A 24,904-nucleotide genomic window follows, 5' to 3' on the forward strand; every position below is an offset into this window, starting at 1 on the left:
CGATCCTGTTATGACCGACGATCTCGACTCGCTCGAAGCCCAGAGCATCTACATCCTGCGCGAGGCCTACAGCCGCATCAAACCGCTGGCCATGCTGTGGTCCCTGGGCAAGGATTCCAACGTCATGATCTGGCTGGCCAAGAAAGCCTTCCTTGGTCGCGTGCCGTTTCCCGTCGCCCATCTGGATACGGGCCTGGAATTCCCCGAGACCTATGCCTTCCGCGACCGCTATGTCGCCGAATGGGGTCTCGATCTGATCAAGGATGCCTGCCCGCCGATCGAGGCCACCGATCCGACCCTGCCGCATAATTCGCGCATCGCCGCGCGCAAGACGCTCGGCCTGAAGGCAGCGATTGCCAAATACGACTGGAAGGGCGTGATCGCCGGCATCCGCCGCGACGAACAGGCGACGCGCGCGAAAGAGCGCTATTTCAGCCCGCGCGGCGATGACGGCGCCTGGGATTTTCGCGACCAGCCGCCCGAGCTGTGGGACCATTTCGCCGCCGATCTGCCCGAGGGCGTGCATATGCGCGTCCATCCGCTGCTGCACTGGACCGAGATCGATATCTGGCGCTACATCCAGCGCGAACAGATTCCAGTCGTGCCGCTATATTTCGCCGACAAGAATGCCAAGCGCTTCCGCTCGCTGGGCGAGATCGGCATCACCTTCCCGATCGACAGCCCGGCCGCCACTATCGAACAGATCATCGCCGAACTGGAAGTGACGCGCGAGCCCGAACGCGCCGGGCGTGCCATGGACCACGATTCCGAAGATGCCTTCGAACGCCTGCGCGTGGCGGGGTATATGTGATGAGCGCCGCCATGCCCGTGATCGATCTGGCCACTCACCCCAAACTCGCCAACCAGCCCGCCAACCTGTCCAGGGGCCGCGCCTTCCCCATTGTCATCGTCGGCCATGTCGATCATGGCAAGTCGACCCTGGTCGGCCGGCTACTCCATGACACGGATTCGCTGCCCAAGGGCAAGCTGGAGCAGCTGCAGGCAGTTTCGGAAAAGCGCGGGCTGGAATTCGAATGGTCATTCCTGCTCGACGCCCTGCAGGTCGAGCGCGACCAGGGCATCACGGTGGACACCACGCAGATCTGGTTCGCCACGCCGCAGCGGCGCTATGTCATCATCGATGCGCCGGGGCATAAGGAGTTTCTGAAGAACATGGTGACCGGCGCGGCCCAGGCCGACGCCGCCATCCTGGTGGTGGATGCGGCCCAAGGCCTGGCCGAGCAGACCCGGCGCCATGCCTACCTGCTGCACCTGCTGGGCATCCGCCAGGTCGCCGTGGCCGTCAACAAGATCGACCTGATCGGCCATGACGAGATCGCCTTCAATGCCGTCGCCGGCGCCGTGCGCGATTATCTGGCCGGCATCGGGATCACGGCGACGGCACTGGTGCCGGTTTCGGCCCGTCACGGCGGCAATATCGCCAGCCGCGCCGTCCAGACGCCCTGGTATCAGGGGCCGACCCTGATCGAAGCCCTGGACAGTTTCACGCCGCGCGCCCCGCTGGTCGACCAGCCGCTGCGGCTGGCCGTGCAGGACCTGTATCGCTTCGATGACAAACGCATCGTGGTCGGCCGCATCGAAAGCGGCCGCCTGACCGTGGGCGACCGCATCCGCTTCGCACCACTCGGCCGCGAAGCCACGGTCGCCAGCCTGGAAAGCTGGAACGCCGCCGCGCCGCGCCGCGAGGCCCTGGCCGGCGAAAGCGTCGCCTTCACGCTGGATGAGGAAGTCTTCGTCGAACGCGGCGTGCTGGCCTCGGCGCCGGACCACCGCCCGCTGGATGCCTGCCGCATCACCGTGCGGCTGTTCTGGCTCGACAAGGTGCCGCTGCGCAAGGGCGACCGCCTGACGCTCAAGATCGGCACCGCCGAACGCGATGTGGAAGTGGAAGCCATTCACGAATCGCTGGATGTCGAAACCCTGGGCAGCACGGCCGCCACCCAGATCGAACGCAACGGCGTCGCCCGCGTGCTGTTGCGCAGCCGGCGTCCGCTGGCGCTCGATCTCTACGATGCCTCGCCGCGGACCGGTCGCGGTGTACTGATCCGCGGGCCGCAGATCGCCGGCGGCCTGGTGGTCGAAAGCGTGGCGCCGCGCGCCGCCAACGACATTGTTGCCGTCGATTCCAGCGTCACGCTGCAGGAGCGGATCGACGCGAACGGCCATCGCGGCGGCGTACTGTGGATGACCGGCCTGTCCGGCGCTGGCAAATCAACCATCGCCATGGCGGCGCAGCGCCTGCTGTTTTCCCATGGCCGCCATGTTGCCGTTCTGGACGGGGACAATCTGCGCCACGGCCTGAACCGCGATCTCGGATTCAGCGACGAAGACCGCAACGAGAATCTTCGCCGCCTGGCGGAAGTGGCCAGGCTGATGGCCGAAAACGGGCTTCTGGTCCTGGTTTCCGTCATCTCGCCGCTGCAGCGTCAGCGCGACCAGGCGCGGGATATTATCGGCGCCAACTTCCGCGAGATTTATGTCAAAGCCGATCTTGCGACCTGCGAAGCGCGTGACCCCAAGGGCTTGTATAAACGGGCCCGCGCCGGAGAGATCGCCAATTTCACCGGCATTTCCGCACCCTATGAAATCCCGGCAAAAGCCGATCTGTCGCTGGACACCAGTCGCCCCTTGTCACTCGCCGCCGCTGATCTGGTAGACTATGTCGAAACCAGTTTCGGCACGGCGTCCTGGCACCCGGACATCTGATCGTTCGTTATTCCGATCCCAGATTGAGGAGAGACGACATGCGACGCGTCACCGGTCTTCTTGTGGCTGCCACCCTTCTGCTGGCCGCTTCGGCAGCAACAGCCCAAAGCATCACCCTGCTCAACGTGTCCTACGATCCGACGCGCGAGCTGTATCAGGAGGTCAATGCCGCCTTCGCCAAGAAATGGGAAGCCGAGGCCAGGCAGAAGCTGACCATCCGTGTCAGCCATGGCGGCTCGGGCAAGCAGGCGCGGTCGGTGATCGACGGCCTGGAATCCGATGTGGTGACCCTGGCACTGGCCTCCGATATCGACGAAATCTCCGAATTCGGTCTGCTGGCCAAGGACTGGCAGAAGAAGCTGCCCGATAACGCGTCGCCCTACACCTCCACCATCGTCTTCCTGGTGCGCAAGGGCAACCCGAAGGGCGTCAAGGACTGGAACGACCTGATCAAGCCGGACGTGAAAGTGATCACGCCGAACCCGAAGACCTCGGGCGGCGCACGCTGGAACTATCTCGCCGCCTGGGGCTACGAAGCGCGCCGGACCGGTAGCGAGGATGCGGCGAAGACATTCGTCCAGGCACTGTTCAAGAACGTGCCGGTGCTGGATACCGGCGCCCGCGGCAGCACCATCACCTTTGTCCAGCGCAATCTGGGCGACGTGCTGCTGGCCTGGGAGAACGAAGCCTTCCTCGCCATCAATGAACTGGGCAAGGACAAGTTCGACATCGTGGTGCCGAGCATTTCCATCCTGGCCGAACCGCCGGTGGCGGTGGTCGACAAGGTGGTGGACAAGCGCGGCACCCGCAAGGTCGCCGAAGCCTATCTGAACTTCCTCTATACCAAGGAAGGCCAGGAGATTTCGGCCAGGCACTACTACCGGCCGCGCAATGCCGAGGTGACGGCGAAATACGCCAACACCTTCCCGCAGCTCAAACTATTCACTATCGACGAGCAGTTCGGCGGCTGGACCAAGACCCAGAAGGCGCATTTCGGCGACGGCGGCGTCTTCGACCAGATCTACACACCCGGAAAATAATCTGTGTCGCAAGCCCTCTCCCGCATTCCCTTCAAGCCGCAGCCCAGCGTCATCCCCGGCTTCGGGATCACGCTGGGCCTGAGCCTGTTCTGGCTCTGCCTGATCGTCCTGGTGCCGCTGGCCGGCCTGTTCCTGAAATCCGCCACGCTGGGCTGGGATGGCTTCTGGACCACCGTCAGCACACCACGGGTGCTGGCGGCGCTGCGCCTGAGTTTCGGCGCCGCGCTGATCGCCGCCGCCATCAATGCCGTCTTCGGCCTGCTGGTGGCCTGGGTGCTGGTGCGCTACGACTTTTTCGGCAAGCGCGCCATCGATGCGCTGATCGACATTCCGTTCGCATTGCCCACCGCGATTGCCGGCATCGCGCTGACCACGCTCTGGGCCGAGAATGGCTGGCTTGGCAGCATCGTGGCGGATTACGGCATCAAGGTATCCTTCACGCCACTGGGCGTGGTCTTCGCCCTGGTTTTCATCGGCCTGCCCTTTGTGGTGCGCACGGTGCAACCGGTGCTGCAGGATTTCGACCGCGAGGTGGAAGAAGCCGCCGAAAGCCTTGGCGCCACGCCCTGGCAGGTGTTTTCCCGCGTGATCTGGCCCAGCATCCTACCGGCCACGCTGACCGGCTTTGCGCTCGCCTTCGCCCGGGCCCTGGGCGAGTACGGCTCGGTGATCTTCATCGCCGGCAACCTGCCGATGATTTCCGAGATCGCGCCACTGCTGATCGTCATCAAGCTGGAGGAATTCTCTTATGGCGGTGCTGCGGCCATTGCCGCCGTCATGCTGATGGCCTCGTTTGTACTGCTGCTGGCGATCAACGGCCTGCAGCGCTGGGCCGAACGACGCGAAAAGCGGAGATAGGCCGATGGCGGGGGCAGCAATTGCAGGCACGCGCAACCAGGCGCGGCGCATCGAACGGGCCGGCGCCCTGCCGCTGCGCTGGGCGCTGATAACCATTGCGCTGGCTTTCATCGGACTCTTCATCTTTGTCCCGCTGATCATGGTCTTCGTCGAGGCCTTCCGGCAGGGCTGGCAGGTCTATATCAAGGCCCTGACCGATCCCGATGCGCTGTCGGCGATCTGGCTGACTCTGGGCACGGCCATCATCGTCGTGCCCCTGAATGTCGTCTTCGGCCTGGTGGCCTCCTGGGCGATCGCCAAGTTCGAATTCCGCGGCAAGAGCGTCCTGATCACCCTGATCGACCTGCCCTTCTCCGTCTCGCCGGTGATTTCCGGCCTGGTCTTTGTTCTGATGTTCGGCCTCCAGGGCTGGTTCGGGCCCTGGCTGCGCGAGCACGACCTGAAGATCATCTTCGCCATCCCCGGCATCGTGCTGGCTACCACCTTCGTCACCTTCCCCTTCGTGGCGCGCGAACTGATCCCGATCATGCAGGAGCAGGGCACGACGGAAGAGGAAGCCGCGATCTCGCTGGGCGCCAGCGGCTGGCAGACCTTCTGGCGCGTGACCCTGCCCAATGTGAAATGGGCTTTGCTCTATGGCGTTCTGCTGTGCAACGCCCGCGCCATGGGCGAGTTCGGCGCCGTCTCGGTGGTGTCGGGCCATGTGCGCGGCCTGACCAACACCATGCCGCTGCATGTGGAGATTCTATACAACGAATACAATTTCGTCGCCGCCTTTGCCGTCTCTTCGCTGCTGGCCCTGCTCGCTATCGTGACGCTGGCCGCCAAGACCGCACTGGAATGGAAACTGGCGCACGCCAGACCGGATAAGGACAGTTAAGCATGCGCATCGAGATCGCCGGCGTCAGCCGCCAGTTCGGCAGCTTCCAGGCCCTGCGCAGCGTCGACCTGGACATCAAGAGCGGCGAACTGATGGCGCTGCTCGGTCCTTCGGGTTCGGGCAAGACCACCTTGCTGCGCCTGATCGCCGGCCTGGATCGCCCCGATACGGGCGATATCCGCTTCGATGGCAAGAGCACGGCCCGACGCCCGGTGGGCGAGCGCCATGTCGGCTTCGTGTTCCAGCATTATGCGCTGTTCCGGCATATGACGGTGTTCGAGAATGTCGCCTTCGGCCTGCGCGTTCGGCCGAAGCAGGAGCGGCCGAGCGACGATGAAATCCGTCGCCGCGTGACCGAGCTGCTGCAGCTGGTGCAGCTCGACTGGCTGGCCGAACGCATGCCCTCGCAGCTCTCGGGCGGCCAGCGCCAGCGTATCGCTCTCGCGAGGGCGCTGGCCATCGAGCCGCAGGTGCTGCTGCTGGACGAACCCTTCGGCGCCCTGGATGCCAAGGTGCGCAAGGAGCTGCGCCGCTGGCTGCGCCGCCTGCACGAACAGCTCGGCATGACCTCGGTTTTCGTCACCCATGACCAGGAAGAGGCCCTGGAACTGGCCGACCGCGTGGTAGTGATGGACAAGGGCCGCATCGAGCAGGTCGATACGCCGGTCACGCTCTACAGCAATCCGAAGACGCCCTTCGTCAGCCATTTCCTCGGCGATGTGAACGAGATCGACTGCAACATCGTGGCCGGCCGGCCGCATGTGGCGGGGCTGGATACCTCCGTGCTGCCGACCGTGCATCTGCCCAACGGTCCGGCGCGGCTCTACGTGCGGCCACATGACATCAATGCCGAGCCGACGACTGACGGCAAGGCAGTGATCCGCTTCGTGTCGCCGGTTGGCGCTCTGGTGCGCAGCGAGGCAGAACTCCCCGACGGCCGCGTCATCGAGATCATGCAGCTGCATGACCGTTTCGCCCTGCGCCCGCTGCAGCCCGGCGACCGCGTCAGCCTCACCGCCAAACGCGGCCAGGTCTACGCAGCCGAATAACCCTCAGGCGCGCACTTCGACGTAATTCACCAGCTTGCGCACACCTTCACCGTCTTTGGCGCGCGCCAGGGCCTTGTCCATCTCGTCCTTGCTGCGGGCACGGCCGAGCAGATAGATCGTGCCAAAAGCATCGGCGCAGAGACGGAAATTCACATCGGCAACGCCGCGCGTGCCGATCAGACGTCCCTTGCCCTTGCTTTCCAGCACGGTGACATCGGTCCACTTGATCAGCTCGGTCTTGCGCTTTTCCTGCTCGGCCGGCGAGAGATGGACCGCATGCCAGTAGAGCTTTTTCACATCGGGGATGGCACGCACGCCTTTTTCGAACTTGTCGTAATCGGCCTTGTCATCGAACAGGCCGGTGATGAGCAGGCGCTGCTCGTAGATCTCGGTTGAGGCTTTGACCGACTTCACCTCGGCCATCACCTTGTTGACCTTGAGGACGATCTCGTTGTCCTTGGCGATATCGGCGGCCTTGCGCGCCTCGATGGCGCGATCCACCAGGGTCTTGGGCGCGGTCAGGATATCGAACTGGGCCAGGGCAGATGCCGCCGGCAACAGCACCGCACCGCCGCCGATCATCTGCAAGAGCTGTCGTCGTTGCATGAGCCCCTCCCCCGTTGCGCAGGATTTACATGCGCGTGACAGCGCTGGTCCGCCACTGGTAACGCCCGGCGCGGAAGGCGCCGAAATGCTTGCCGATATCGGGATGGTTCACCGGGCCCGCATCGGAATCCGGCAACAGGTTCTGCTCCGACACATAGGCCACATAAGGCCCCTGCGCATTCTCGGCCAGCAGATGATAAAACGGCTGGTCCTTGCGCGGACGCAGGTCGGGCGGAATCGCCTGCCACCATTCCTCGGTGTTGTTGAACACCGGATCGACGTCGTAAATCACGCCGCGGAACGGGAACAGGCGGTGCTTGACCACATCGCCGATCGCAAATTTGGCCTCACGGCTTTCGAGCATCGTTACTCCAGAATACTCAGTACGTGGCGCGCCCGCCGCTGACGTCGAAAACGGCGCCGGTGGTGAACGAATTCTCCGCCGACAGCAGCCAGGCCACCATGGCGGCGATCTCGTCTACCGCGACAAAGCGGCCACGCGGGATCTTGGACAGCATATAGTCGATATGGGTCTGCGTCATCTGGTCGAAGATCGCGGTTTTTGCCGCCGCCGGGGTGATGCAATTCACGGCAATATCCAGTCCGGCCAGTTCCTTACCCAGCGATTTGGTCAGCGCGATCACGCCGGCCTTGGCGGCGCTGTAGGCGCTGGCATTGGGGTTGCCTTCCTTGCCGGCAATCGAGGCCACATTCACGATACGGCCGTATTTCTGGGCCTTCATATGCGGCACCACGGCGCGGCAGCAGTGGAACACCCCGGTCAGGTCGATGTCGATCACCTGCTGCCAGGCCTCCAGCGGATAGGCGTCGACAGGGGCATTGGGTCCGGCGATGCCGGCATTGTTGACCAGCAGGTCGATGCCGCCGAGCGTTTTGGCCGTCTCGGCCGCCACCGCCTCGATACTGGCCCATTGGGTCACATCGGCCTGCAGGGCAACCGCGCGACCCAGAGCCCCCATCTCCTGCGCCGCCTTTTGCGCCAGGGCCAGGTCGACATCCCAGATCGCCACGCTGGCGCCTGAGCGCAGCAGCCGTTCGGCGACGGCGCGTCCGATACCCTGCGCGCCGCCGGTCACAACGCCCCGCTTACCCTTCAACTCGATCTGGTTCATCTGTTTCTCTCCCGTTTGACGGGCAGGCTAGCAGACCCGTCTGGGCATTTCACGGGTCTGGGCAGCGGGACCGAACCTGCCTAGTCTGGGGGGACAGGGAGGGGCGATGACCACAGCGCCCGAAACACAGTATCAGGCCGACTGGCCGGCGGCGCTGCCGCCGCCGCTGGAGGCATTCCTTGCCTACTGGCGCGCACTGGAAACCGCGGCCGGCGGCATACCGCCACGGCGCAGCGTCGATCCGCTGCTGATCCCGCGCGGGTTGCTCCCCAATATCGGCCTCGTTGAGGCGCAGCCCCAGAGCGACTTACAGGGGGGCGGCCGCCTGCATCTGCGCTTCCGCCTGCTCGGCACCGGGCATCGCCGCGCCACCGGCCGCGACTACAGCGGGCGCAGCTTCGATGAACTTTATACGCCTTCGCAGGTTCTGGACTTCGAGCAGGAATACCGTCGCGTTCTGGATGGCGGCCAGCCCTGCTTCGCCCGGCGCACCTCGCTGAAGCAGAACCGGGAGTTCATTGTCTTTCAGCGTATCCTGGCGCCGCTGCTTGATGAGACGGGCCTGGCGCGCCATGTCATCGGCTACTGGCATTGGGAGAGTATCGAATCGTGACTGCCGCCACCGCCTCCGACAAACCGCTGACCTCTGACGACGTACTGGATTTCTGGTTCGAGCGCGGCAACGGCAAAGCCCTGGCCTTCCGCCAGGCCTGGTATGAAAAGAATGCCGCGTTCGATGCGCTGATTGCCGAACGCTTTGGCGCGGCCGTGGAATCGGCGTTGGCAGAAGGCCATGCCGACTGGCCCGAGACGCCGGACGGCGCGCTCGCACTGGTGCTCCTGCTCGACCAGTTCACCCGCAATATCTTCCGCGGCCAGGCCAAGGCCTTTGCCGGCGATGCCCGCGCCCGGACCGTGGCGCGCCAGGCCGTGGATCGCGGTTTCGATATCGCATTGCCGCCCGTGATGCGGCTGTTCTTCTACATGCCGTTCGAGCATAGCGAACAGATCGCCGACCAGGAGCTGGCGCATCTGCTGTTCTCGGCGCTGGACAAGGACATGCCCGGCCATGACCTGGCGCTATGGGCGGACAAGCATCGCGCGATCGTTGCCCGCTTCGGTCGCTTCCCCCATCGCAACGCCGCGCTGGGACGCGACAGTTCGCCGGAAGAAATCGAATTCCTTAAGCAGCCCGGCTCTTCGTTCTAGGCTCGTCTGCCGATCCGGCCTCGGACCGGCCCGGTGTCAGCGCCGCCAGCTCGGCACCGCTCGGCACCCGCATCAGCCGCATCTGCGGCGGCTCTTTCAGTTCCAGCGCCGCCACCAGCCGTGCCGCCAGATCCGTATTGGTCGAGAAGACGATATCGCCGGCGATGCGCGCCTGACGCAGGCTGGCGACGCCCACCACCACGCGGGTGATCACGTCGAGATCGGCATCGATCACCAGGTCCGGCTCGAACCCCATATCGGTGTAGCAGAGCTCGATCTCGTCATCGCGCCGGATCAGCCACCATTGCCGCAGCTTGTGGTCGCGCTTGGGCACGTTGCGGAAATCGAACTGCAGCACATAGCGCGCCGGCAGCTCTGTCCGCGGCAGCAGCACCTGGCGCAGGAACCACATCAGGAAGCTGACATTGCGGTCCTTGGCGTCCAGATAGGGGAGACGCCAGACACTGCCCCAGGCGGCGAGCTGGTTGACCACCATGCGCAGGTCGTTGCCGGCCTCGGTCAGGCGATAGAGATGGCCACGGCCGTTCTCGAAGGGGATACGCAGGATCAGCCCGCTCTGCTCCATCTCCTTCAGCCGGCGCGCCAGCAGGCTGCGCGGCATCATCGGGACGCCGTTCTGGATATCGCTGAAGCGGTCGCTACCCTTCATCATCTCGGTGAGAATCAGGGGCGTCCACCGATTGGCAAACACTTCGGCAGCCTTAGCCACCGGACAAAACGTTCCGTAGCCTGTCGTCATGTGCATAGACCAACTTGGAGTGGCAGCGGCGATCCGGGTTCACTTTTCGAACTATCGCCGCCCGGTATCTAACAGGCATGGTCTGCGCCCGACAATGACTCAACAGGGTGATTCCGCCATGTCTCTCCATACTGTTATTTCCCAGAAATCCGCCAATTCAGACTTGGCAGAACGTATCCAGGTGCTGGCGAAATCCTTCGCCGCCGAGGCCGCTACGCACGACGCGGCCGACCGTTTTCCGGTCGACAATTTCGCACAGCTGAAGGCGAGCAAGCTTCTCTCCGTCGGCATCCCGGCCGAGCTGGGTGGTGGTGGCGCCAGCTATCGCGAGCTGGCCGAGATGCTGGGCGTCTTTGGCCGCCATTGTAGCGGCACGGCGCTGGCCTTTGCCATGCATACCCATCCGGTCGCCATGCTGGTGCGGCGCTGGCGCAACGATCCGGCCGCCGTCGAGACGCCGCTGCGCAAGATCGCGGCCGAAGAGCTGATGCTGCTCTCCACCGGCGGTAACGACTGGCTGGAAGGCTCGGGCACCGCCAAGCAGGTTGAGGGCGGCTATCACTTCTCGGCGCGCAAGCGCTTCGTCAGCGGCTGCGAGGCTGGAAACCTGATGATGACCATGGCGATCTGCGGCAACGAAGTGCTGCATGCCGCCATCCCGATGAGCAGCAAGGGCATCACCATCGAGAAGACCTGGAAGACGCTGGGCATGCGCGCCAGTGGCTCGCATGACGTGGTGCTGGATAACGTGTTCGTGCCGGACGGCGCGATCTCGGCCCGTCGCCCCGCCGGGGTGTGGCACCCCTTCTTCCACCTGGTGTCGCTGGTCGCCTTCCCGCTGGTATACAGCGTGTATCGCGGCGTAGCCGAACGCCTGCGCGATGAAGCGGTAAAGGCGGCCCATCGCCGTCGCAACGACAGCGACGTCCAGCTGCAGGTCGGCGCGATGCAGGCCGCACTCACGGCCGCGACGGCGGCGCATGAGCAGATGCTGGCGCTCGGCGCTTCGGCTGCGCCGGGCCCGGATGTCACGTCACAGATCATGACCCTGAAGGGCATCGTCTCCGACAGGCTGATCGAGATGTCGAACCTGGCGATGGATGCGGCCGGCGGCGCCGCCTTCTATCGCGACAACGGCATCGAACGATTGTTCCGCGACCTGCAGGCTGCGCGCTACCACCCGCTGACTACCCTGCCGCAGCAGCGTCTGTCGGGCCGGCTGGCGCTGGGTCTGACGGCGGACGGTCAGGCGGCGTAATTCCCGCCAGAGACTGACGAATGGAAAAGCCGCGCAGCCTTCAGCCGCGCGGCTTTTTCAGTTTCTGCACCTGCTTGTAACGGAAACAGTCGGTGGTGTGATCGTTGATCATGCCCACCGCCTGCATGAAGGCATAGACGATGGTGGGGCCGACGAAGGTGAAGCCGCGCTTGCGCAGATCCTTCGAGATCGTCTGGCTGAGCGGTGTTTCCGCCGGCACATGTTTCTTGTGCGCCCAGTCGTTCTGCAGCGGCTTGCCATCCAGGTAATTCCACAGATAGCCGGAGAAGCCGCCCTTCTCATGCTCCATGATCTCCAGCCAGCCGCGCGCATTGGCCACCGTGCCGTGAATCTTGGCCTTGTTGCGGATGATCCCTTCATCCTGCATCAGGGCATCCAGCTTCTTCGGCGTATAGCGCACGATCTTCTCCGGCGCGAAGCCGTCGAAGGCTTTGCGGAAGTTGTCGCGCTTGCGCAGGATGGTGATCCACGACAGCCCCGCCTGGAAACCGTCGAGGATCAGCTTCTCGAACAGCGCCCGGCTGTCCCATTCGGGCACGCCCCATTCGGTGTCGTGGTAGTTCACATAGAGCGGATCGGTGCCGCACCAGGTGCAGCGGCAGCGGCCATCATCGGTGGCGACGGCAGTGATCGGTTTTTTGGCCATGGAACGGTCTATGTCTTCGCCTCGGGAATCGGTCCCGCATAGTCGGGCCGTTGCGCGGTGAGCGCAATCCCCGCCGCATCCAGCGCCACACCCTGCTGCGCCGTATCCAGCCGCAGCAGCGCCAGGCCGGTATGGCCCGTACTGGAGCGGAGTTGGCCCACCTCCTGGCCATTCGCAGTGATCGGCGTGCCGATGGCCGGCAGCGCAACGGCCTTATCCGGATCTTGCGCTGTCACGCGATAGAGCTGCTTTTTCACCAGGCCGCGATACTTGGTGCGCGCCGTCAGCTCCTGGCCGATATAGCAGCCCTTGCGGAAGTCGACACCGTGCAGCGCCTCGAAATGGTTTTCCAGCAGCAGGCCCTTGTCCACCTCGATATCGCGGACGCCATCGGGCACGCCAAGCGCGAGACGATGCGCCTCGTAGATGGCAGGATCGGCTGGCGTGAACGGCGGTTCCGTGCCGGCCGGCAGCCATAGCCGCCAGCCCAGGGCGGGCAGGCGCGGATCGGCGAACAGCAGGTCGGCGCCCGATGCAGGCGGTTCGGCGCCAAAGACCGCATAACCGCGCCAGCCGTCCAGCACCGCGATCTCCACCTTGGCCCGCAGGCGATACAGCATCAGCCGGCGCTGCAGATCGGGCAGGCGCTCGGCCGCCACATCGATCAGCAGATCACCACTGCCATCGGCGGTGACCAGGAAGTCGTGCAGGAATTTGCCCTGCGGCGACAGCAACGCGGCATAAACGGCGGTGCCCGGAACGACCGCGCTGACCTCGTTGGAAACCAAGGCATTGAGAAAGCCGGGCGCCTCGGCGCCAGCCAGACGCAGCAGCGCCCGGTCAGGCAGGGCGGCACAGATCAGATCGGCCATAAAACCTCCGGATTCAGCCCTTCTCAGGTATGGGAGTGGCAGCGACTTGGCAAGGCTGGATACCCCCCCTATAACCGGCCAGTCTTTATAGAAACCGGCCATGCGCATCCTGTTCATCACCGCCAACCGCCTGGGCGACGCCGTTTTGTCGACCGGCATCCTCGACCAGCTGCACGCGCAGTTCCCCAAGGCCCGCTTCACCGTGGTCGCCGGTCCGGCTGCCGCCGGCGTGTTCGAAGCCCTGCCGAATCTCGACCGCCTGATTGTGATGCACAAGCAGCCCTGGGGCCGGCACTGGTGGGAGCTGTGGAAGCAGCTGGCCTTCACCCGCTTCTGGCTGATCCTCGATTTGCGCGGCTCGGCCATCGGCCAGTTCCTGCTGGCGCGCCGCCGCCGCACCTTCACCGGGTCGGGGTCGAAGCTGCACAAGATCATCGTGCTCAGCAATTTCATGAAATTCAAACTGCCGGCGGCGCCCCATGTCTGGGTCGGCGACAGCCATATCAAGGCCGCGGCAGCCCTCTGGCCCGAGGATGACCACCCGGTGCTGGCGCTGGGCCCCACCGCCAACTGGGGCGGCAAGACCTGGCCGGCGGACCGCTTCGCCGAGCTGGCGCTGCGTCTCACCGACGAGAAGACCGGCATCCTGCCGAAGGCCCGCATCGCCATCTTCGGCGGCCCGGGCGAAGAGGCGCTGGCGCAGCCGCTGCTCGCCGCGCTGCCCGCCGACCGCACCATCGACCTGGTCGGCCGGCTCGACCTGGTCACCATTTCGGCCGCGCTGCGCCGCTGCGCACTCTACATCGGCAACGACAGCGGCCTGATGCATCTGGCGGCCGCCAGCGGCACGCTGACGCTCGGCCTGTTCGGCCCCAGCCGCGAAACCGTCTATGGGCCCTGGGGCGAAAAGAACAATGCGGTCCGCACCGACCTGAGCTACGAAGAGATTCTGGCCCAGCCCGGCTACGATTACACCAGCCAGCAGAGCCATATGCTGAGCCTGAGTGTCGACAAGGCCCAGAAGGCGGCCGAGGATATGTGGCGCCTGGCCCAGGACTGATCGCGATGACGCCGCCCAAACTCTCCGCACTGGTTGTTGCCCATAACGAGGAAGCCCAGCTCGCTGACTGCCTGGAGCGGCTGCGCTTCGCCGACGAGATCGTCGTCGTGCTCGACCGCTGCACGGATCGCTCGAGAGAGATCGCGCAGGGCTTCAATGCCGTGATCGTCGAGGGCGGCTGGCCACTGGAAGGCCCGCGCCGCAACACCGGCATTGCCACCTGCAGCGGCGACTGGATTCTGGAAGTCGACAGCGACGAACGCGTGCCGGCCGAGATGGCACGCGAAATCCGCGACCTGATCGGCCATGCGAAATTCGGCCATGTGCTGATCCCCTTCGACAACTACGTCGGCCAGCGCCTGGTGCGCTATGGCTGGGGTGGCGCGTTTGGCGTGATGATGGCGCCGCGTCTGTTCATGAAGGGCGCCAAAAGCTGGGGCGAGCAGCGCGTGCATCCGGCACTGGAACTGAAGGGCGAGCGGCGTTTCCTGAAAGCCCGCATGATCCATTATGTCGACCGCGACATCACCGACATGATCGCCCGGCTCAACCGCTATACCAGCGCGAAAGCCGCCGACCTGCGGGCCCAGCGCGCCGAGGGCAAGGATATCGGCAGCTTTGGCCATAACGTGCGCCGCATCTTCAGCCGCTTCTACAAATGCTATATCGGCCGCAAGGGCTATCGCGAAGGCCGCTACGGCTTTCTCATCGCCCTGATGGCCGGCCTCTATCCGATCCTGAGCTATCTGAAGGCCGATCTCGAACAGGAGTAACCGCCATGCGCTACGATCTCGTCATCCGCAACGGCCAGGTCGCCACGCCCAACGGCATCGAGGCGACCGATATCGGCGTCCGCAAGGGCAAGATCGTCGCCATCGGGTCGCTCGGCCAGGCCGACACTGCCGCCACCTACGATGCCAACGGCCTCACCGTGCTGCCCGGCGTGATCGACACCCAGGTGCATTTCCGCGAGCCCGGCCTGGAGCATAAGGAAGACCTCGCCTCGGGCACCGCCGCCGCCGCCATGGGCGGCGTGACCGCGGTCTTCGAGATGCCGAACACCAAGCCGAGCACCGCCACCACCGAAGAGCTGAACGACAAGCTGAAGCGCGCGTCCGGCCGCGCCCATTGCGATTATGCCTTCTATGTCGGCGCCACGGCGGAAAATGTCGAGCACCTGCCGGAGCTGGAAAAGCTGCCGGGCTGCGCCGGCGTGAAACTGTTCATGGGCGCCTCCACCGGTGACCTGCTGGTGGCCGATGACGCCACGCTGGAACGCGTGCTGCGCCACGGCAAGCGTCGCATGGCCGTGCATTGCGAGGACGAATACCGCATGCGCGACCGCAAGCCCCTGACCGAGGTGGCCGGCGCCACCGCGCATCTGCATCCGGAATGGCGCGATGCCGAAAGTGCGCTGCTGGCGACTAGGCGTCTGGTGACGCTGGCGCGCAAGGTCGGCCGCCGCGTGCATGTGCTGCATGTCACCACGACGCAGGAGATGGATTACCTGGTCGACCACAAGGACATCGCCACAGTGGAGACCACGCCGCAGCATCTGACGCTGTTCGCGCCCGACTGCTACGACCGGCTCGGCACCTATGCGCAGATGAACCCGCCGATCCGCAGCGACGAACATCGCCAGGGCCTGTGGCGCGCCGTGCGCTCGGGCGTGGTGGACGTGATCGGGTCCGATCACGCGCCGCATACCAAAGAGGAAAAGAGCAAGCCCTATCCGCAGAGCCCGAGCGGCATGCCCGGCGTGCAGACCCTGCTGCCGCTGCTGCTCGACCATATGAACCAGGGCCGCCTGACCCTGCAGCGCCTGATCGACCTGACCTCGGCCGGCGCCCAGCGCGTCTTCGGCCTGAGCGGCAAGGGCCGAATCGCGCTCGGCTACGATGCCGATTTCACCGTCGTCGACCTGAAGGCGAAGAAGGTGATCGAGGAAAGCTGGCTGCAGTCGAAATGCGGCTGGTCGCCGTTCACCGGCGACAGCGTCACCGGCTGGCCGATGGCCACCATCATCCGCGGACAGTTCGCCATGCGGGATGCCGAACTGCAGACGCCGATCGGCGCGCCGGTGCGCTTCGGCGAGACCACGCAGCCTCAGTAAGGCGTCAGAGAATCAGGCGTTCGGTCTTGAGGTGCGAGTCCTGCCAGCGCGGGCGCGCCATATGGGCGGCCAGCGTGCGGCGGAAGCCGATGTAGTCGGGCTGTTGCGGCAGGGTGCGGGGATCGAAGCCGATCACCTCGGCCATCATGATTTCCCAGTCGAATGGCGCGCCGCTGACGATCTCCTGCAGCTCTTTTTCCGAGGCCGGCTCGGCCTCCACCGGATAGTTCATGAACCGGCGCATGCCGTCATAGAGGGCGGCGAACAGCGAACGGTCGCGCGGCGTCAGGCGATAGCCTTCCGGGTTCGAAGACGGCGCGACGAAATCCTTGATCTGCGGATTGCGGCGCGTCGGCAGCGTCTTCCAGTAGCGGCCCATCTGCGTGGTCTGCAGCAGGCTGTCGTCAAAACGCAGGCCGAAGAAATCGCTTAAGCGGCGCATGAAGTCTTCCGGCGCTTTCTTCAGGTCTTCCAGCCGCACGGTGATGGCGCGGTGGTCGAGGAAAGCCGGTCCGTACTGGTAATCCAGCATGCCGCCGCTGACCACATACATTTTGCTCAGGCGATTCCGCTGGATCGGCGGCCGGTTGATCATGTAGTTCAGATTCGATTCCGCGGTGTCGATAGGGGCACGCGCCAGCAGCACGCCGCGGCGGTTCTCGGGCAGCGCCGCGACAATATTCGGCGAAGCCTCGATGGCCATCTTATGCAGCTGCAGGAATACCATCGGCAGCGGCGCGGCGCGGCCGAGCACGCGATCCCAGGCATTGTGCAGGGTCTCGGCGATGCCGAACAGCGAAGTGTCGTTGCGCTGGCGCTGATCGGCCAGGGCGAATTCGAAAAAGCGCTGGATATCCACCGCCGCCTTTTCATCGCCGTTGAGCCCCAGGCGATCCAGGCCGGTTTCGTTGCGGAAGAAATCGTTGTTGAAATAATTGTTGAAGACGGTGGCGATCCATTTCGCCACGGTGACCGGATCGGTGGCGACCGGCGGCTTGCGCAGATATTCGGCCAGCAGGTTATAAGGCCCGATGCCGGGAATGGTGGAGAGGTCGGGATGGTTGTCGAACAGGCTGTGGAAGAAGATGGCGCCGCAGCGGCCCCACAGGTTCATGAAAATATACGGACGGACTGACTCGGCCATGGCTCCCGCCTGTTAGGATTTTGCGGCCGCGGCCAGCAACGCGTCGCATTCTTCGGCAAAAGCCGTTACCGAACCGTCACTGCGCAGCGTCGTCAGGTTATGGTCCATGCCGGGCATGAGCCGCAGGCTGACAGCGGCACAGGGCACCAGCAACCCGGCCAGCGCCTGCGTCGCCGCGGCCGTCACGATCGTATCCGCCTCGCCCTGCAGGATGCGCAATGTCCCGGGCAGCCGCAGTTTGGCCGGATCGAGCCGGGCCTGGCCGGCGGTCTCGACCAGCGCCGGATGGGCGACGATGCCATCGGCCTGCACCACCCATTCGCCGGTCTTGGTCTGGCCGATCTGGCCGGCGGCTTTCTTGGGCGCGAAGTAAATCCGGTCCCAGTCCACGGCTGGTGCCAGCGCCAGCATACTGTGCAGCAGTCCTGGATTTTCCTGCTGCGCCGCCAGCAGGGCCCAGCCGCCGAGACTGGCTCCGATGCCGATCATGCCCGACAGGTTGAACTGCGCCGCCACCGACAGGATGTCGGCGCGCATGTTGGGCAGCGTCAGGTCGGCAAGCTGGCCGGGCGATGCACCCTGGCCGCGGAAATCCAACAGCAGGCAGGCCTGACCGCGACTTTGCGCATACTGGAACAGCGCCGGGCCGAGCGGCTTGGCCATCGGGCTCTGCCGCGCATAACCGCCGACGCCGAAAAAGCCCGGGCCGGCTCCGGCCTGGTGATAGCAGCCGAGCTGCCGGCCATCCGGCAGCGTGAGGAGATGTTTCTGGAGACCTGCGCTCACGCGATCAGGCCACCAGCCGCGCTTCCACCTGTTCGCAGATGTAATGGTAATAGCAGGCGTGGATCTGCTGGATATGCGGCGTATGGCGCGAGGGCGCGGTGATCAGCACATCGCAAGCCGCTTTCAGCTTGCCGCCGGTCTCGCCGGTCAGCGCGATCACCGTCATGCCTTTTTTGTGCGCCGCTTCGGCGGCCTGGATGACATTGGCCGAATTGCCCGAGGTGGAAATGCCCAGCAGCACGCCGCGCTCGCGGCCATAGGCTTCCACCTGGCGTGCGTAGAGACTGGCGAAATCGTAATCGTTGCTCCAGGCGGTGGTCACCGCCGCATCGGTGCCGAGCGCGATGCAGTTGAGGGCGCGGCGTTCTTTCAGGAAGCGCCCGACCAGCTCGCCGGCGATATGCATGGCATCGGAAGCCGAACCGCCATTGCCGCAGACCAGCAGCGGCAGGTCATGGCGCAGGGCCGCAACGATCAGGTCGATGGCCTTTTCCACGGCTGCGGCCGTTTCCGGCGTCGCCGCCTTGGCGATCAGTGCTGCGGAGTCTTCCAGATACGCAATGACGGACATACGGCTCGGCTCGCGGTGTGATGATACCCCGCGCCGAGCCTAGCACGGCGGCCGGCTGGCCGCAGCCGCTGGCCGCCGGCGAAATCGCCGGAAACCCTGCCGTCCCTGCCGGTTATTCAGTGCAGATGGTAGCTGGCTGCCGCAGCCCGCACCTCGGCCGGGCTGACCAGCCGGGCCGAAACCACCCGCACCGAATGCAGCTTGCCATCCAGATCGCGCTCCCAGAAATCCAGAAACTTCTTCAGTCCTGGATAGCGCGGCGCCAGATCGTAATCCTGCCAGACATAGGTCTGCAGCAGGGTCGGGTGATCGGGCATGTGATAGAGGATTTCCGCCGTGGTCAGGCGGTGGGTCAGCAGCTTCTGTAGCCATGCTGCATGGTCGGTTTTCTTGCCTGGGGAATGAACGGACATCTGCGCCTCCTGCTTTCTGCGGGAGCCGACACCCGACGTCCTGGAAACCGACTCGGGAGCCGGCACGCCAACAGTCAAAGCCTGCGGGCAGCGTGCGCTGCATTGCAATAAGATTATGTAAATGTGACGCCGATTGGCACTCGTCCGATTCCGCTGCCAGCAGAGCCCGCATCAAAAAGCACCTTTGCGCGGGATGACGGTGGGTCTCGGAAACGCCACCCCGCGCGCGGGTTCAGTGAAACGATGCCGCCATCAGGCGGCGGCGCGATCACCGGGTTGCCCGACCGGCAGACCGGGCTGCGGATAGAAGCCGCGGAAGGCGCTGATGGTCTCGCCATCGGGATCAGCCAGCCCGTCGATGCCCAGGCCGTTGTCGCGCTGGAAGCGGCGGAGCGCGTAGTCATCGCGGTTGCTCCAGTCGCCGCCCCAGCCATTGGCCGGACCGGCCGCATCCAGATAGCCCTCCCGATGCAGCAGGGTCTGCAGCTTGAAGACATCCGAGCGCCGGTTGGCGCGGCCGATGCCGACGCTTTCGACCAGGTCGAACAGGCGCTGGTCGACCGGAAAGGCGGCTGCCGTATCGGAAAACAGGTGGTCGCTGAAATCGGTCATAGGAAAACTCCTGAATTGAACGATACAGGAACATTATAGCGGTGCACTCTTGAAATCAAGATGATTTTCACTAAATGTTCCCACATCGTGTTTATATATTTCAATGCCTTAGTTTATGTATTCGTTTTAGTTGTATGTCCCGCAACCACAGACAGGTGAGAGTTGAACGAACCGGAACCGAACCGGCCGGAAGCAACGGGAAACATCCGGACGCAAGGGGAAGCACCCGGAAGCACCGGGAAGCATCCGGAAACACCGGGAACCGTCCGGAACAATCCGGAGCGATGCGGAGGCTTCCCGGGTCCGGCAGGCCGAGGCCGGGCCCGTGCCTTGACGGAATACCGGTGTCGCCCTCTCCTTACGGGCAATCCGAACAGACTGATTCAAGGGACCAGGGAGAGACATCATGACTGCCTGCATCGTTGGCTGGAGCCACAGCAAGTTCGGCAAACTGGATAGCCGCGATGCCGAGGACTTGATCGTCGAGGTCGCGGTCGGCGCGATCCGCGATGCCGGCATCGAGCCCAAGGATGTGGATGCCATCTATCTGGGCCATTTCAACGGCGGCCTGATCGACCAGGATTTCACGGCATCCCTTGTGCTGCAGGCCAGCCCCGACCTGCGCTTCAAGCCGGCGACCCGCGTGGAGAATGCCTGCTCTACCGGCACCGCGGCGATCTACCAGGGCCTGAATGCCATTGCGGCGAAGAAGGCGCGCTTCGTGCTCTGCGTCGGTGTTGAGAAAATGACCTCTGCCTCGACCGAAATGGTCGGCAATATCCTGGTGAAGGCGAGCTACAAGAAGACGGAAGTTTTCAACGAAGGCGGCTTCGCTGGCGTGTTCGATTCGATCCAGAAGCAGTATTTCCAGCGCTATGGCGACCAGTCGGACGCCACCGCGATGATCGCTGCCAAGAACCACAAGAACGGCAGCAAGAACCCGCTGGCGCATATGCAGAAGGATTTCGGCTACGACTTCTGCAAGACCGTGTCCGACAAGAACCCCATCGTGGTCGGCGGCATGCGCCGCACCGACTGCTCGATGGTGTCGGACGGCGCCGCCGCCCTGGTGATGACCGACGTGCAGACGGCGCTGGGCATGAAGAAGGCGATTGCCTTCCGAGCCTCCAAGCATGTGCAGGACTTCCTGCCGATGGCCAAGCGCGACGTCATTGCCTTCGATGGCCCGGCCAAGGCCTGGGCCGATGCGCTGGCCGAAGCGGGGCTTTCCGTGTGGGATCTTTCCTTCGCCGAGAGCCATGACTGCTTCACCATTGCCGAGCTGATCGAATACGAAGCCATGGGCCTGGTGGAAAAAGGCCAGGGCGCGAAAGCGATCATGGAAGGCTGGACCCAGGCCGACGGTAAGCTGCCGGTCAATCCTTCGGGCGGCCTAAAGTCGAAAGGCCATCCGATCGGCGCCACCGGCGTGTCGATGCATGTGATGGCGGCGATGCAGCTCTCCAACACCGCCGGCGATATCCAGATCAAGAACCCCAAGTTGGGTGGCGTCTTCAACATGGGCGGCGTCGCCGTCGCCAACTACGTCTCGATCCTCGAGCCGTTGCGTTAAGTCAGACAGGAACACCATCAAAATGGCCGAGACATTCCGCGCTGTCGTCATTGAAGACGTCGACGGCAAGCCCAAGGCGGGCTTCAAGGACCTGACCAAAAAAGAGCTGCCGGCCAACGACGTGCTGGTCGAGGTGGGCTATTCCACCCTGAACTACAAGGACGGCCTGGCGCTGACCGGCGGACGCATCGCCCGCAAGCTGCCGATGGTGGCCGGCATCGACCTCGCCGGCACCGTGGTGGTTTCCGGCAACCCGGATTTCAAGCCGGGCGAGAAGGTGATCGTCAACGGCTATGGCCTGTCGGAAACCCAGTGGGGCGGCTACAGCCGCTTCGCCTCGATGAAAAGCGACTGGCTGGTGCGCCTGCCCGATGCGTTTTCCATGCAGCAGGCGATGGCCATCGGTACCGCCGGCTATACCGCCATGCTCTGCGTGCAGGCGCTGGAAGATGCCGGGCTCAATGCGGCCGATGGCGAGGTGCTGGTGACCGGTGCGGCCGGCGGTGTCGGCTCGATTGCCGTGACGCTGCTGGCCAAGCGCGGCTATACGGTGATCGCCGCCACCGGCCGGCCCGAGACCCACGACTATCTGACCGCCCTGGGCGCAAAAGGCTTCGTCACCCGAGAGGAACTGGCACAGAAGGGCGCGCCCATGGCCAAGGAACGCTGGGCGGCGGCGGTCGATTCCGTCGGCGGACAGACGCTCGCCACCGTACTGAGCCAAGTGAAATACGGCGGCTTCGTTGCCGCCTGTGGCCTGGCCGGCGGCATGGACCTGCCCGCCAGTGTCTTCCCCTTCATCCTGCGCAATGTCAGCCTGCTCGGTGTCGATTCCGTGATGGCGCCGATGCACAAGCGCAAACGCGCCTGGTGGCAGCTCGCCCAGGATCTGCCCCGCGACAAGCTGGGCACGATCACCGAAGAGCATCCGCTCTCCGCCGTGTTCGACCTTGCACCGAAAATCCTCGCCGGCCAGATCCGCGGCCGCGTGGTGCTCGATATCGCAAAGTAGACGCGCAATTCCCTCTTGAGCGTCGCGGCGCTTCGGTTATGATGCAGTCATATTGTAATGCTGCCTTACAAAATCGCAGCGCCGTTTCCGGGAGGGAACATGATCCAGCAGGGCGAATCCGCGTCCGAGACCAAGCCGCCCTTCCTGCCGCTCGCCCTGGCCAAGCCGCGCGTGCGCCGCACCAACCATGCCGATGGCAGCTTTATCCTGGAAGCCGAGGCCGCGCTGGAGCCGCATCCCGACCATCTCGGCCTGGTGCTGATGCAGCAGGCACAGAGCCAGCCTGATGGCCTGTTCCTCGCCGAGCGCCGCGGCGACGGCTGGCGCGAGATCACCTATGGCCAGGCCTGGCAGGCCGCCCGCAGCATCGCGCAGGCACTGCTCGACCGCGGCCTGGACCAGACCACGCCCATCGTCATCCTCTCGGGCAACAGCATCGACCATGCCCTGCTGATGCTGGGCGGCTTCGTCGCCGGCGTGCCAGTGACACCGGTGAGCGTCGCCTATTCGCTGATGAGCGGCGATTGCGCCAAGGTGCATCACATCGTCGGCCTGGTGCAGCCGAAGCTGCTTTTCGCCGAAGGGAGCGGGCCGTTCGCGAAGGTGCTGGCCACGCTGCCCGCCGGTATCGAACAGATCACCGACCTGAAACCGCTGCTGGATACCAAGCCTACACCGGCCGTGGATGCGCGCTTCAACAGCATCAGCCCCGACTGGGTGGCGAAGTATCTGTTCACCTCCGGCTCCACCGGCCTGCCCAAGGGCGTGATCAACACCCATCGCATGCTGAGCAGCAACCAGCAGGCCATCGCGCAGATCTGGCCCTTCCTGCAAGAGCAGCGCACCGTGCTGCTCGACTGGCTGCCGTGGAACCACACCTTCGGCGGCAACCACAATTTCAACATGGTGCTGCGCCAGGGCGGCACGCTGTATATCGACAATGGCAAGCCGGCACCGGGCCTGGTCGAAAAGACCGTCGCCAACCTGCGCGAGATCGCGCCGACCGTGTATTTCAATGTACCCGCCGGCTACGCCATGCTGCTGCCGCATCTGGAACAGGACGAGGCGCTGTGCCGCCAGTTCTTCAGCCGCCTTCAAATGATATTTTATGCAGGCGCTGCCTTGCCGCCCGATCTGTGGACGCGGCTGGAGGCCTTGAGCATCCGCACGCTCGGCAAGCGCGTCTGCATGACCTCGAGCTGGGGCTCGACCGAGACCTCGCCGCTGGCGACGGCGGCGCATTTCCCCATCGAGCGCGCCGGCGTGATCGGCGTGCCAGTGCCGGGCGTGCAGTTGAAATTCGTGCCGTCCGGCTCGAAGCTGGAGATCCGCGTGAAAGGCCCGAATGTCACGCCGGGCTATATCGGCGACGACGCGCAGACGCGGAAGGCCTTCGACACGGAGGGCTTTTACTGCATCGGCGACGCGGCAAGACTGGCCGACGAGACCGATCCGGCCAGGGGCGTGGTCTTCGACGGCCGCATCGCCGAAGACTTCAAGCTGACCACCGGCACCTGGGTGCATGTGGGCGGCGTGCGCGTGGCGGCACTGGCGGCCTGTTCGCCGCTGCTGCAGGACGCCGTGGTCACCGGGCAGGATCACGGCTTCGTCGGCCTGCTGGCCTGGCCCTCGGCTGCCGCGAAAGACTTGCCGTCTTCGGAGTTGCACACCCGCATTGCGCAGATGCTTGCGTCCCATAATACCGCGCAGGGTGGCAGCTCCATGAAGATCGCCCGTGTGATCCTGCTGTCGGACCCGCCATCCATCGATGCCAACGAGATCACCGACAAGGGCTATATCAACCAGCGGGCGACGCTGGAGCGCCGTCACGCCGATGTGATGCGGCTTTATGCCGAATCACCCGACGCCAGCGTGATCATCGTCACCGAAAAATAAACGCGACCGCCCTAGGTTGCGCTCGCTGCCGAATCCACAGAGAGATTCGGCCGCCCGTAAATTTAGGGAGAGATGTTGTGATGCGCCGTCTGGTCGCCACGCTTTTGTTCGGCCTGACGCTTGCCGCCGGGGTCGCTGTCGGTTCGATCACCCGCGAGCAGCTGCGCACACCGCAGCCGCAGGCCGCAGCCGATGCGGATATTCCGACCATTCCGCCCACCGCCGCCTTCGTGGTGCCGGCCAATGCCGCCGACCTGACGCTCAGCGAGCGCAACCTGTTCCCCGCCCCGCAGAGCCTGCTGCTGCTGGCCGATGCGCTCGGCCTGGAGCCTGACCAACGCCAGCGCCTGCGGCAGATGCAGCATGACCTTGACTCCGAGGTGACCTCGCTGGCCCGCCGCGTTGTCATCGAGGAACGCCGGCTGGACCGCGCCTTTGTCGAGAATAATGTCGAGCCGACCCGGATCGATGCGCTGACGCAGAAGATCGGCTCGCTGCAGGGCCGCATCCGCGCCACCCGCCTGCGCGGCCATCTGGCCGCCCGCGATACGCTGACACCCGACCAGCTGCTGCTCTTCGCCTCGCTGCGCGGCTATGAACCGGCCCAGGTCAGCGAACGCGGCGACGACCTCTACCGCTAAGCCTGCAAAAGCCGTCATTCTCCC

General features: G+C 64.6%; 27 protein-coding genes. 16 read left to right on the top strand and 11 right to left on the bottom strand.

The features are described from left to right. Positions 1 to 10 precede the first annotated feature (10 nt). From cysD to AC1ROT_RS08225, 6 genes are read left to right on the top strand one after another with little or no spacing between them, the layout of a single operon-like run. A complete protein-coding gene (gene cysD, locus AC1ROT_RS08200) occupies positions 11 to 811 on the top strand; it encodes a sulfate adenylyltransferase subunit CysD (RefSeq protein ID WP_492998325.1) in 801 nt (266 codons plus the stop codon). Next, positions 811 to 2,727, top strand: coding sequence for an adenylyl-sulfate kinase (gene cysC, locus AC1ROT_RS08205; RefSeq protein ID WP_492998327.1), 1,917 nt, complete (start codon positions 811 to 813; stop codon positions 2,725 to 2,727). The genes cysD and cysC overlap by 1 nt, the downstream gene beginning before the upstream one ends. Positions 2,728 to 2,765: 38 nt before the next feature. Continuing rightward, positions 2,766 to 3,767 carry a sulfate ABC transporter substrate-binding protein gene (locus AC1ROT_RS08210; RefSeq protein WP_492998328.1) on the top strand — a complete coding sequence of 334 codons (1,002 nt, stop codon included), beginning with the start codon at positions 2,766 to 2,768 and terminating at the stop codon, positions 3,765 to 3,767. 3 nt (positions 3,768 to 3,770) lie between these two features. Then, on the top strand, positions 3,771 to 4,625 hold the full coding sequence (gene cysT, locus AC1ROT_RS08215) for a sulfate ABC transporter permease subunit CysT (protein ID WP_492972703.1): 855 nt from the start codon (positions 3,771 to 3,773) through the stop codon (positions 4,623 to 4,625). A gap of 4 nt (positions 4,626 to 4,629) precedes the next feature. Beyond that, the gene (gene cysW / locus AC1ROT_RS08220; RefSeq protein ID WP_492972702.1) at positions 4,630 to 5,505 is read left to right on the top strand and encodes a sulfate ABC transporter permease subunit CysW; all 876 of its coding nucleotides are present in this window, start codon (positions 4,630 to 4,632) and stop codon (positions 5,503 to 5,505) included. 2 nt (positions 5,506 to 5,507) lie between these two features. Further along, positions 5,508 to 6,554, top strand: a complete 1,047-nt coding sequence (locus AC1ROT_RS08225) for a sulfate/molybdate ABC transporter ATP-binding protein (protein ID WP_492972701.1) — start codon at positions 5,508 to 5,510, stop codon at positions 6,552 to 6,554. A gap of 3 nt (positions 6,555 to 6,557) precedes the next feature. On the opposite strand, the gene AC1ROT_RS08230 is transcribed toward AC1ROT_RS08225, so the two are convergent. Genes AC1ROT_RS08230 through AC1ROT_RS08240 form a run of 3 tightly spaced genes read right to left on the bottom strand, consistent with a single transcriptional unit; the run spans position 6,558 to position 8,293 of the window. Beyond that, positions 6,558 to 7,160, bottom strand: coding sequence for a BON domain-containing protein (locus tag AC1ROT_RS08230; protein ID WP_492998330.1), 603 nt, complete (start codon positions 7,158 to 7,160; stop codon positions 6,558 to 6,560). A gap of 25 nt (positions 7,161 to 7,185) precedes the next feature. Continuing rightward, entirely contained in the window at positions 7,186 to 7,524 is a 339-nt protein-coding gene (gene hspQ / locus AC1ROT_RS08235; RefSeq protein ID WP_492972699.1) for a heat shock protein HspQ, read from the bottom strand. Between the two features lie 16 nt (positions 7,525 to 7,540). Next, a complete protein-coding gene (locus tag AC1ROT_RS08240) occupies positions 7,541 to 8,293 on the bottom strand; it encodes an SDR family NAD(P)-dependent oxidoreductase (protein ID WP_492998332.1) in 753 nt (250 codons plus the stop codon). A 106-nt stretch (positions 8,294 to 8,399) separates the two neighbouring features. Here AC1ROT_RS08240 and AC1ROT_RS08245 point away from each other — a divergent pair, with 106 nt between their 5' ends. Together AC1ROT_RS08245 and AC1ROT_RS08250 are read left to right on the top strand one after the other, a co-directional pair. Next, on the top strand, positions 8,400 to 8,906 hold the full coding sequence (locus tag AC1ROT_RS08245) for a PAS domain-containing protein (protein ID WP_492998334.1): 507 nt from the start codon (positions 8,400 to 8,402) through the stop codon (positions 8,904 to 8,906). Further along, positions 8,903 to 9,502: a DUF924 family protein gene (locus AC1ROT_RS08250; protein WP_492998335.1), complete on the top strand. Its 600-nt coding sequence runs from the start codon at positions 8,903 to 8,905 to the stop codon at positions 9,500 to 9,502. Before AC1ROT_RS08245 ends, AC1ROT_RS08250 begins: the two co-directional genes overlap by 4 nt. Here AC1ROT_RS08250 and AC1ROT_RS08255 read toward each other — a convergent pair. Continuing rightward, a complete protein-coding gene (locus AC1ROT_RS08255; RefSeq protein ID WP_492998338.1) occupies positions 9,477 to 10,214 on the bottom strand; it encodes a winged helix-turn-helix transcriptional regulator in 738 nt (245 codons plus the stop codon). The two genes, AC1ROT_RS08250 and AC1ROT_RS08255, sit on opposite strands and share 26 nt — an antisense overlap. Positions 10,215 to 10,425: 211 nt before the next feature. Between AC1ROT_RS08255 and AC1ROT_RS08260 the strand changes: the two genes are divergently transcribed. Continuing rightward, complete coding sequence (locus AC1ROT_RS08260; protein WP_492998340.1) at positions 10,426 to 11,520, top strand: acyl-CoA dehydrogenase family protein; 1,095 nt, start codon at positions 10,426 to 10,428, stop codon at positions 11,518 to 11,520. A gap of 40 nt (positions 11,521 to 11,560) precedes the next feature. Here the strand turns inward: AC1ROT_RS08260 and AC1ROT_RS08265 are convergent, their stop codons facing one another. Both AC1ROT_RS08265 and ygfZ read right to left on the bottom strand, forming a co-directional pair. Beyond that, complete coding sequence (locus tag AC1ROT_RS08265) at positions 11,561 to 12,187, bottom strand: DNA-3-methyladenine glycosylase I (protein WP_492972693.1); 627 nt, start codon at positions 12,185 to 12,187, stop codon at positions 11,561 to 11,563. 8 nt (positions 12,188 to 12,195) lie between these two features. Further along, the gene (gene ygfZ, locus AC1ROT_RS08270) at positions 12,196 to 13,059 is read right to left on the bottom strand and encodes a CAF17-like 4Fe-4S cluster assembly/insertion protein YgfZ (RefSeq protein ID WP_492998341.1); all 864 of its coding nucleotides are present in this window, start codon (positions 13,057 to 13,059) and stop codon (positions 12,196 to 12,198) included. A 100-nt stretch (positions 13,060 to 13,159) separates the two neighbouring features. On the opposite strand from ygfZ, the gene AC1ROT_RS08275 reads away from it, so the two are divergent. Genes AC1ROT_RS08275 through AC1ROT_RS08285 form a run of 3 tightly spaced genes read left to right on the top strand, consistent with a single transcriptional unit; the run spans position 13,160 to position 16,232 of the window. Continuing rightward, positions 13,160 to 14,119: a glycosyltransferase family 9 protein gene (locus AC1ROT_RS08275; protein WP_492998342.1), complete on the top strand. Its 960-nt coding sequence runs from the start codon at positions 13,160 to 13,162 to the stop codon at positions 14,117 to 14,119. Positions 14,120 to 14,124: 5 nt separating this feature from the next. Then, on the top strand, positions 14,125 to 14,892 hold the full coding sequence (locus AC1ROT_RS08280; protein ID WP_492998343.1) for a glycosyltransferase family 2 protein: 768 nt from the start codon (positions 14,125 to 14,127) through the stop codon (positions 14,890 to 14,892). Positions 14,893 to 14,897: 5 nt separating this feature from the next. After that, complete coding sequence (locus AC1ROT_RS08285) at positions 14,898 to 16,232, top strand: dihydroorotase (protein ID WP_492998345.1); 1,335 nt, start codon at positions 14,898 to 14,900, stop codon at positions 16,230 to 16,232. Between the two features lie 4 nt (positions 16,233 to 16,236). Here the strand turns inward: AC1ROT_RS08285 and AC1ROT_RS08290 are convergent, their stop codons facing one another. The 5 genes from AC1ROT_RS08290 to AC1ROT_RS08310 all read right to left on the bottom strand — a co-directional run bounded on the left by AC1ROT_RS08290 (position 16,237) and on the right by AC1ROT_RS08310 (position 19,758). Then, positions 16,237 to 17,376 carry a transposase gene (locus AC1ROT_RS08290; protein WP_492998347.1) on the bottom strand — a complete coding sequence of 380 codons (1,140 nt, stop codon included), beginning with the start codon at positions 17,374 to 17,376 and terminating at the stop codon, positions 16,237 to 16,239. A gap of 12 nt (positions 17,377 to 17,388) precedes the next feature. After that, a complete protein-coding gene (locus tag AC1ROT_RS08295; protein WP_492998349.1) occupies positions 17,389 to 18,162 on the bottom strand; it encodes an alpha/beta hydrolase in 774 nt (257 codons plus the stop codon). A 4-nt stretch (positions 18,163 to 18,166) separates the two neighbouring features. Continuing rightward, positions 18,167 to 18,733 carry a D-sedoheptulose-7-phosphate isomerase gene (locus tag AC1ROT_RS08300; protein ID WP_492998351.1) on the bottom strand — a complete coding sequence of 189 codons (567 nt, stop codon included), beginning with the start codon at positions 18,731 to 18,733 and terminating at the stop codon, positions 18,167 to 18,169. 116 nt (positions 18,734 to 18,849) lie between these two features. Further along, positions 18,850 to 19,146 carry an usg protein gene (locus AC1ROT_RS08305; RefSeq protein ID WP_492998353.1) on the bottom strand — a complete coding sequence of 99 codons (297 nt, stop codon included), beginning with the start codon at positions 19,144 to 19,146 and terminating at the stop codon, positions 18,850 to 18,852. A gap of 252 nt (positions 19,147 to 19,398) precedes the next feature. Continuing rightward, positions 19,399 to 19,758, bottom strand: a complete 360-nt coding sequence (locus tag AC1ROT_RS08310; RefSeq protein ID WP_492998354.1) for a peptidoglycan-binding domain-containing protein — start codon at positions 19,756 to 19,758, stop codon at positions 19,399 to 19,401. Between the two features lie 406 nt (positions 19,759 to 20,164). Between AC1ROT_RS08310 and AC1ROT_RS08315 the strand changes: the two genes are divergently transcribed. The 4 genes from AC1ROT_RS08315 (at position 20,165) to AC1ROT_RS08330 (ending at position 24,880) form a co-directional block, all read left to right on the top strand. Next, positions 20,165 to 21,331 (top strand): acetyl-CoA acetyltransferase, encoded by a 1,167-nt coding sequence (locus tag AC1ROT_RS08315; protein ID WP_492998356.1) that lies wholly within the window; start codon positions 20,165 to 20,167, stop codon positions 21,329 to 21,331. Between the two features lie 22 nt (positions 21,332 to 21,353). Continuing rightward, the gene (gene acuI / locus AC1ROT_RS08320) at positions 21,354 to 22,343 is read left to right on the top strand and encodes an acrylyl-CoA reductase (NADPH) (protein ID WP_492998357.1); all 990 of its coding nucleotides are present in this window, start codon (positions 21,354 to 21,356) and stop codon (positions 22,341 to 22,343) included. Positions 22,344 to 22,442: 99 nt separating this feature from the next. Continuing rightward, a complete protein-coding gene (locus AC1ROT_RS08325; RefSeq protein WP_492998358.1) occupies positions 22,443 to 24,239 on the top strand; it encodes a feruloyl-CoA synthase in 1,797 nt (598 codons plus the stop codon). A gap of 80 nt (positions 24,240 to 24,319) precedes the next feature. Beyond that, positions 24,320 to 24,880, top strand: coding sequence for a periplasmic heavy metal sensor (locus AC1ROT_RS08330; RefSeq protein WP_492972832.1), 561 nt, complete (start codon positions 24,320 to 24,322; stop codon positions 24,878 to 24,880). Positions 24,881 to 24,904: the final 24 nt, after the last annotated feature.

It is taken from the genome of Ferrovibrio sp. GW821-FHT12E11, from assembly GCF_058806975.1.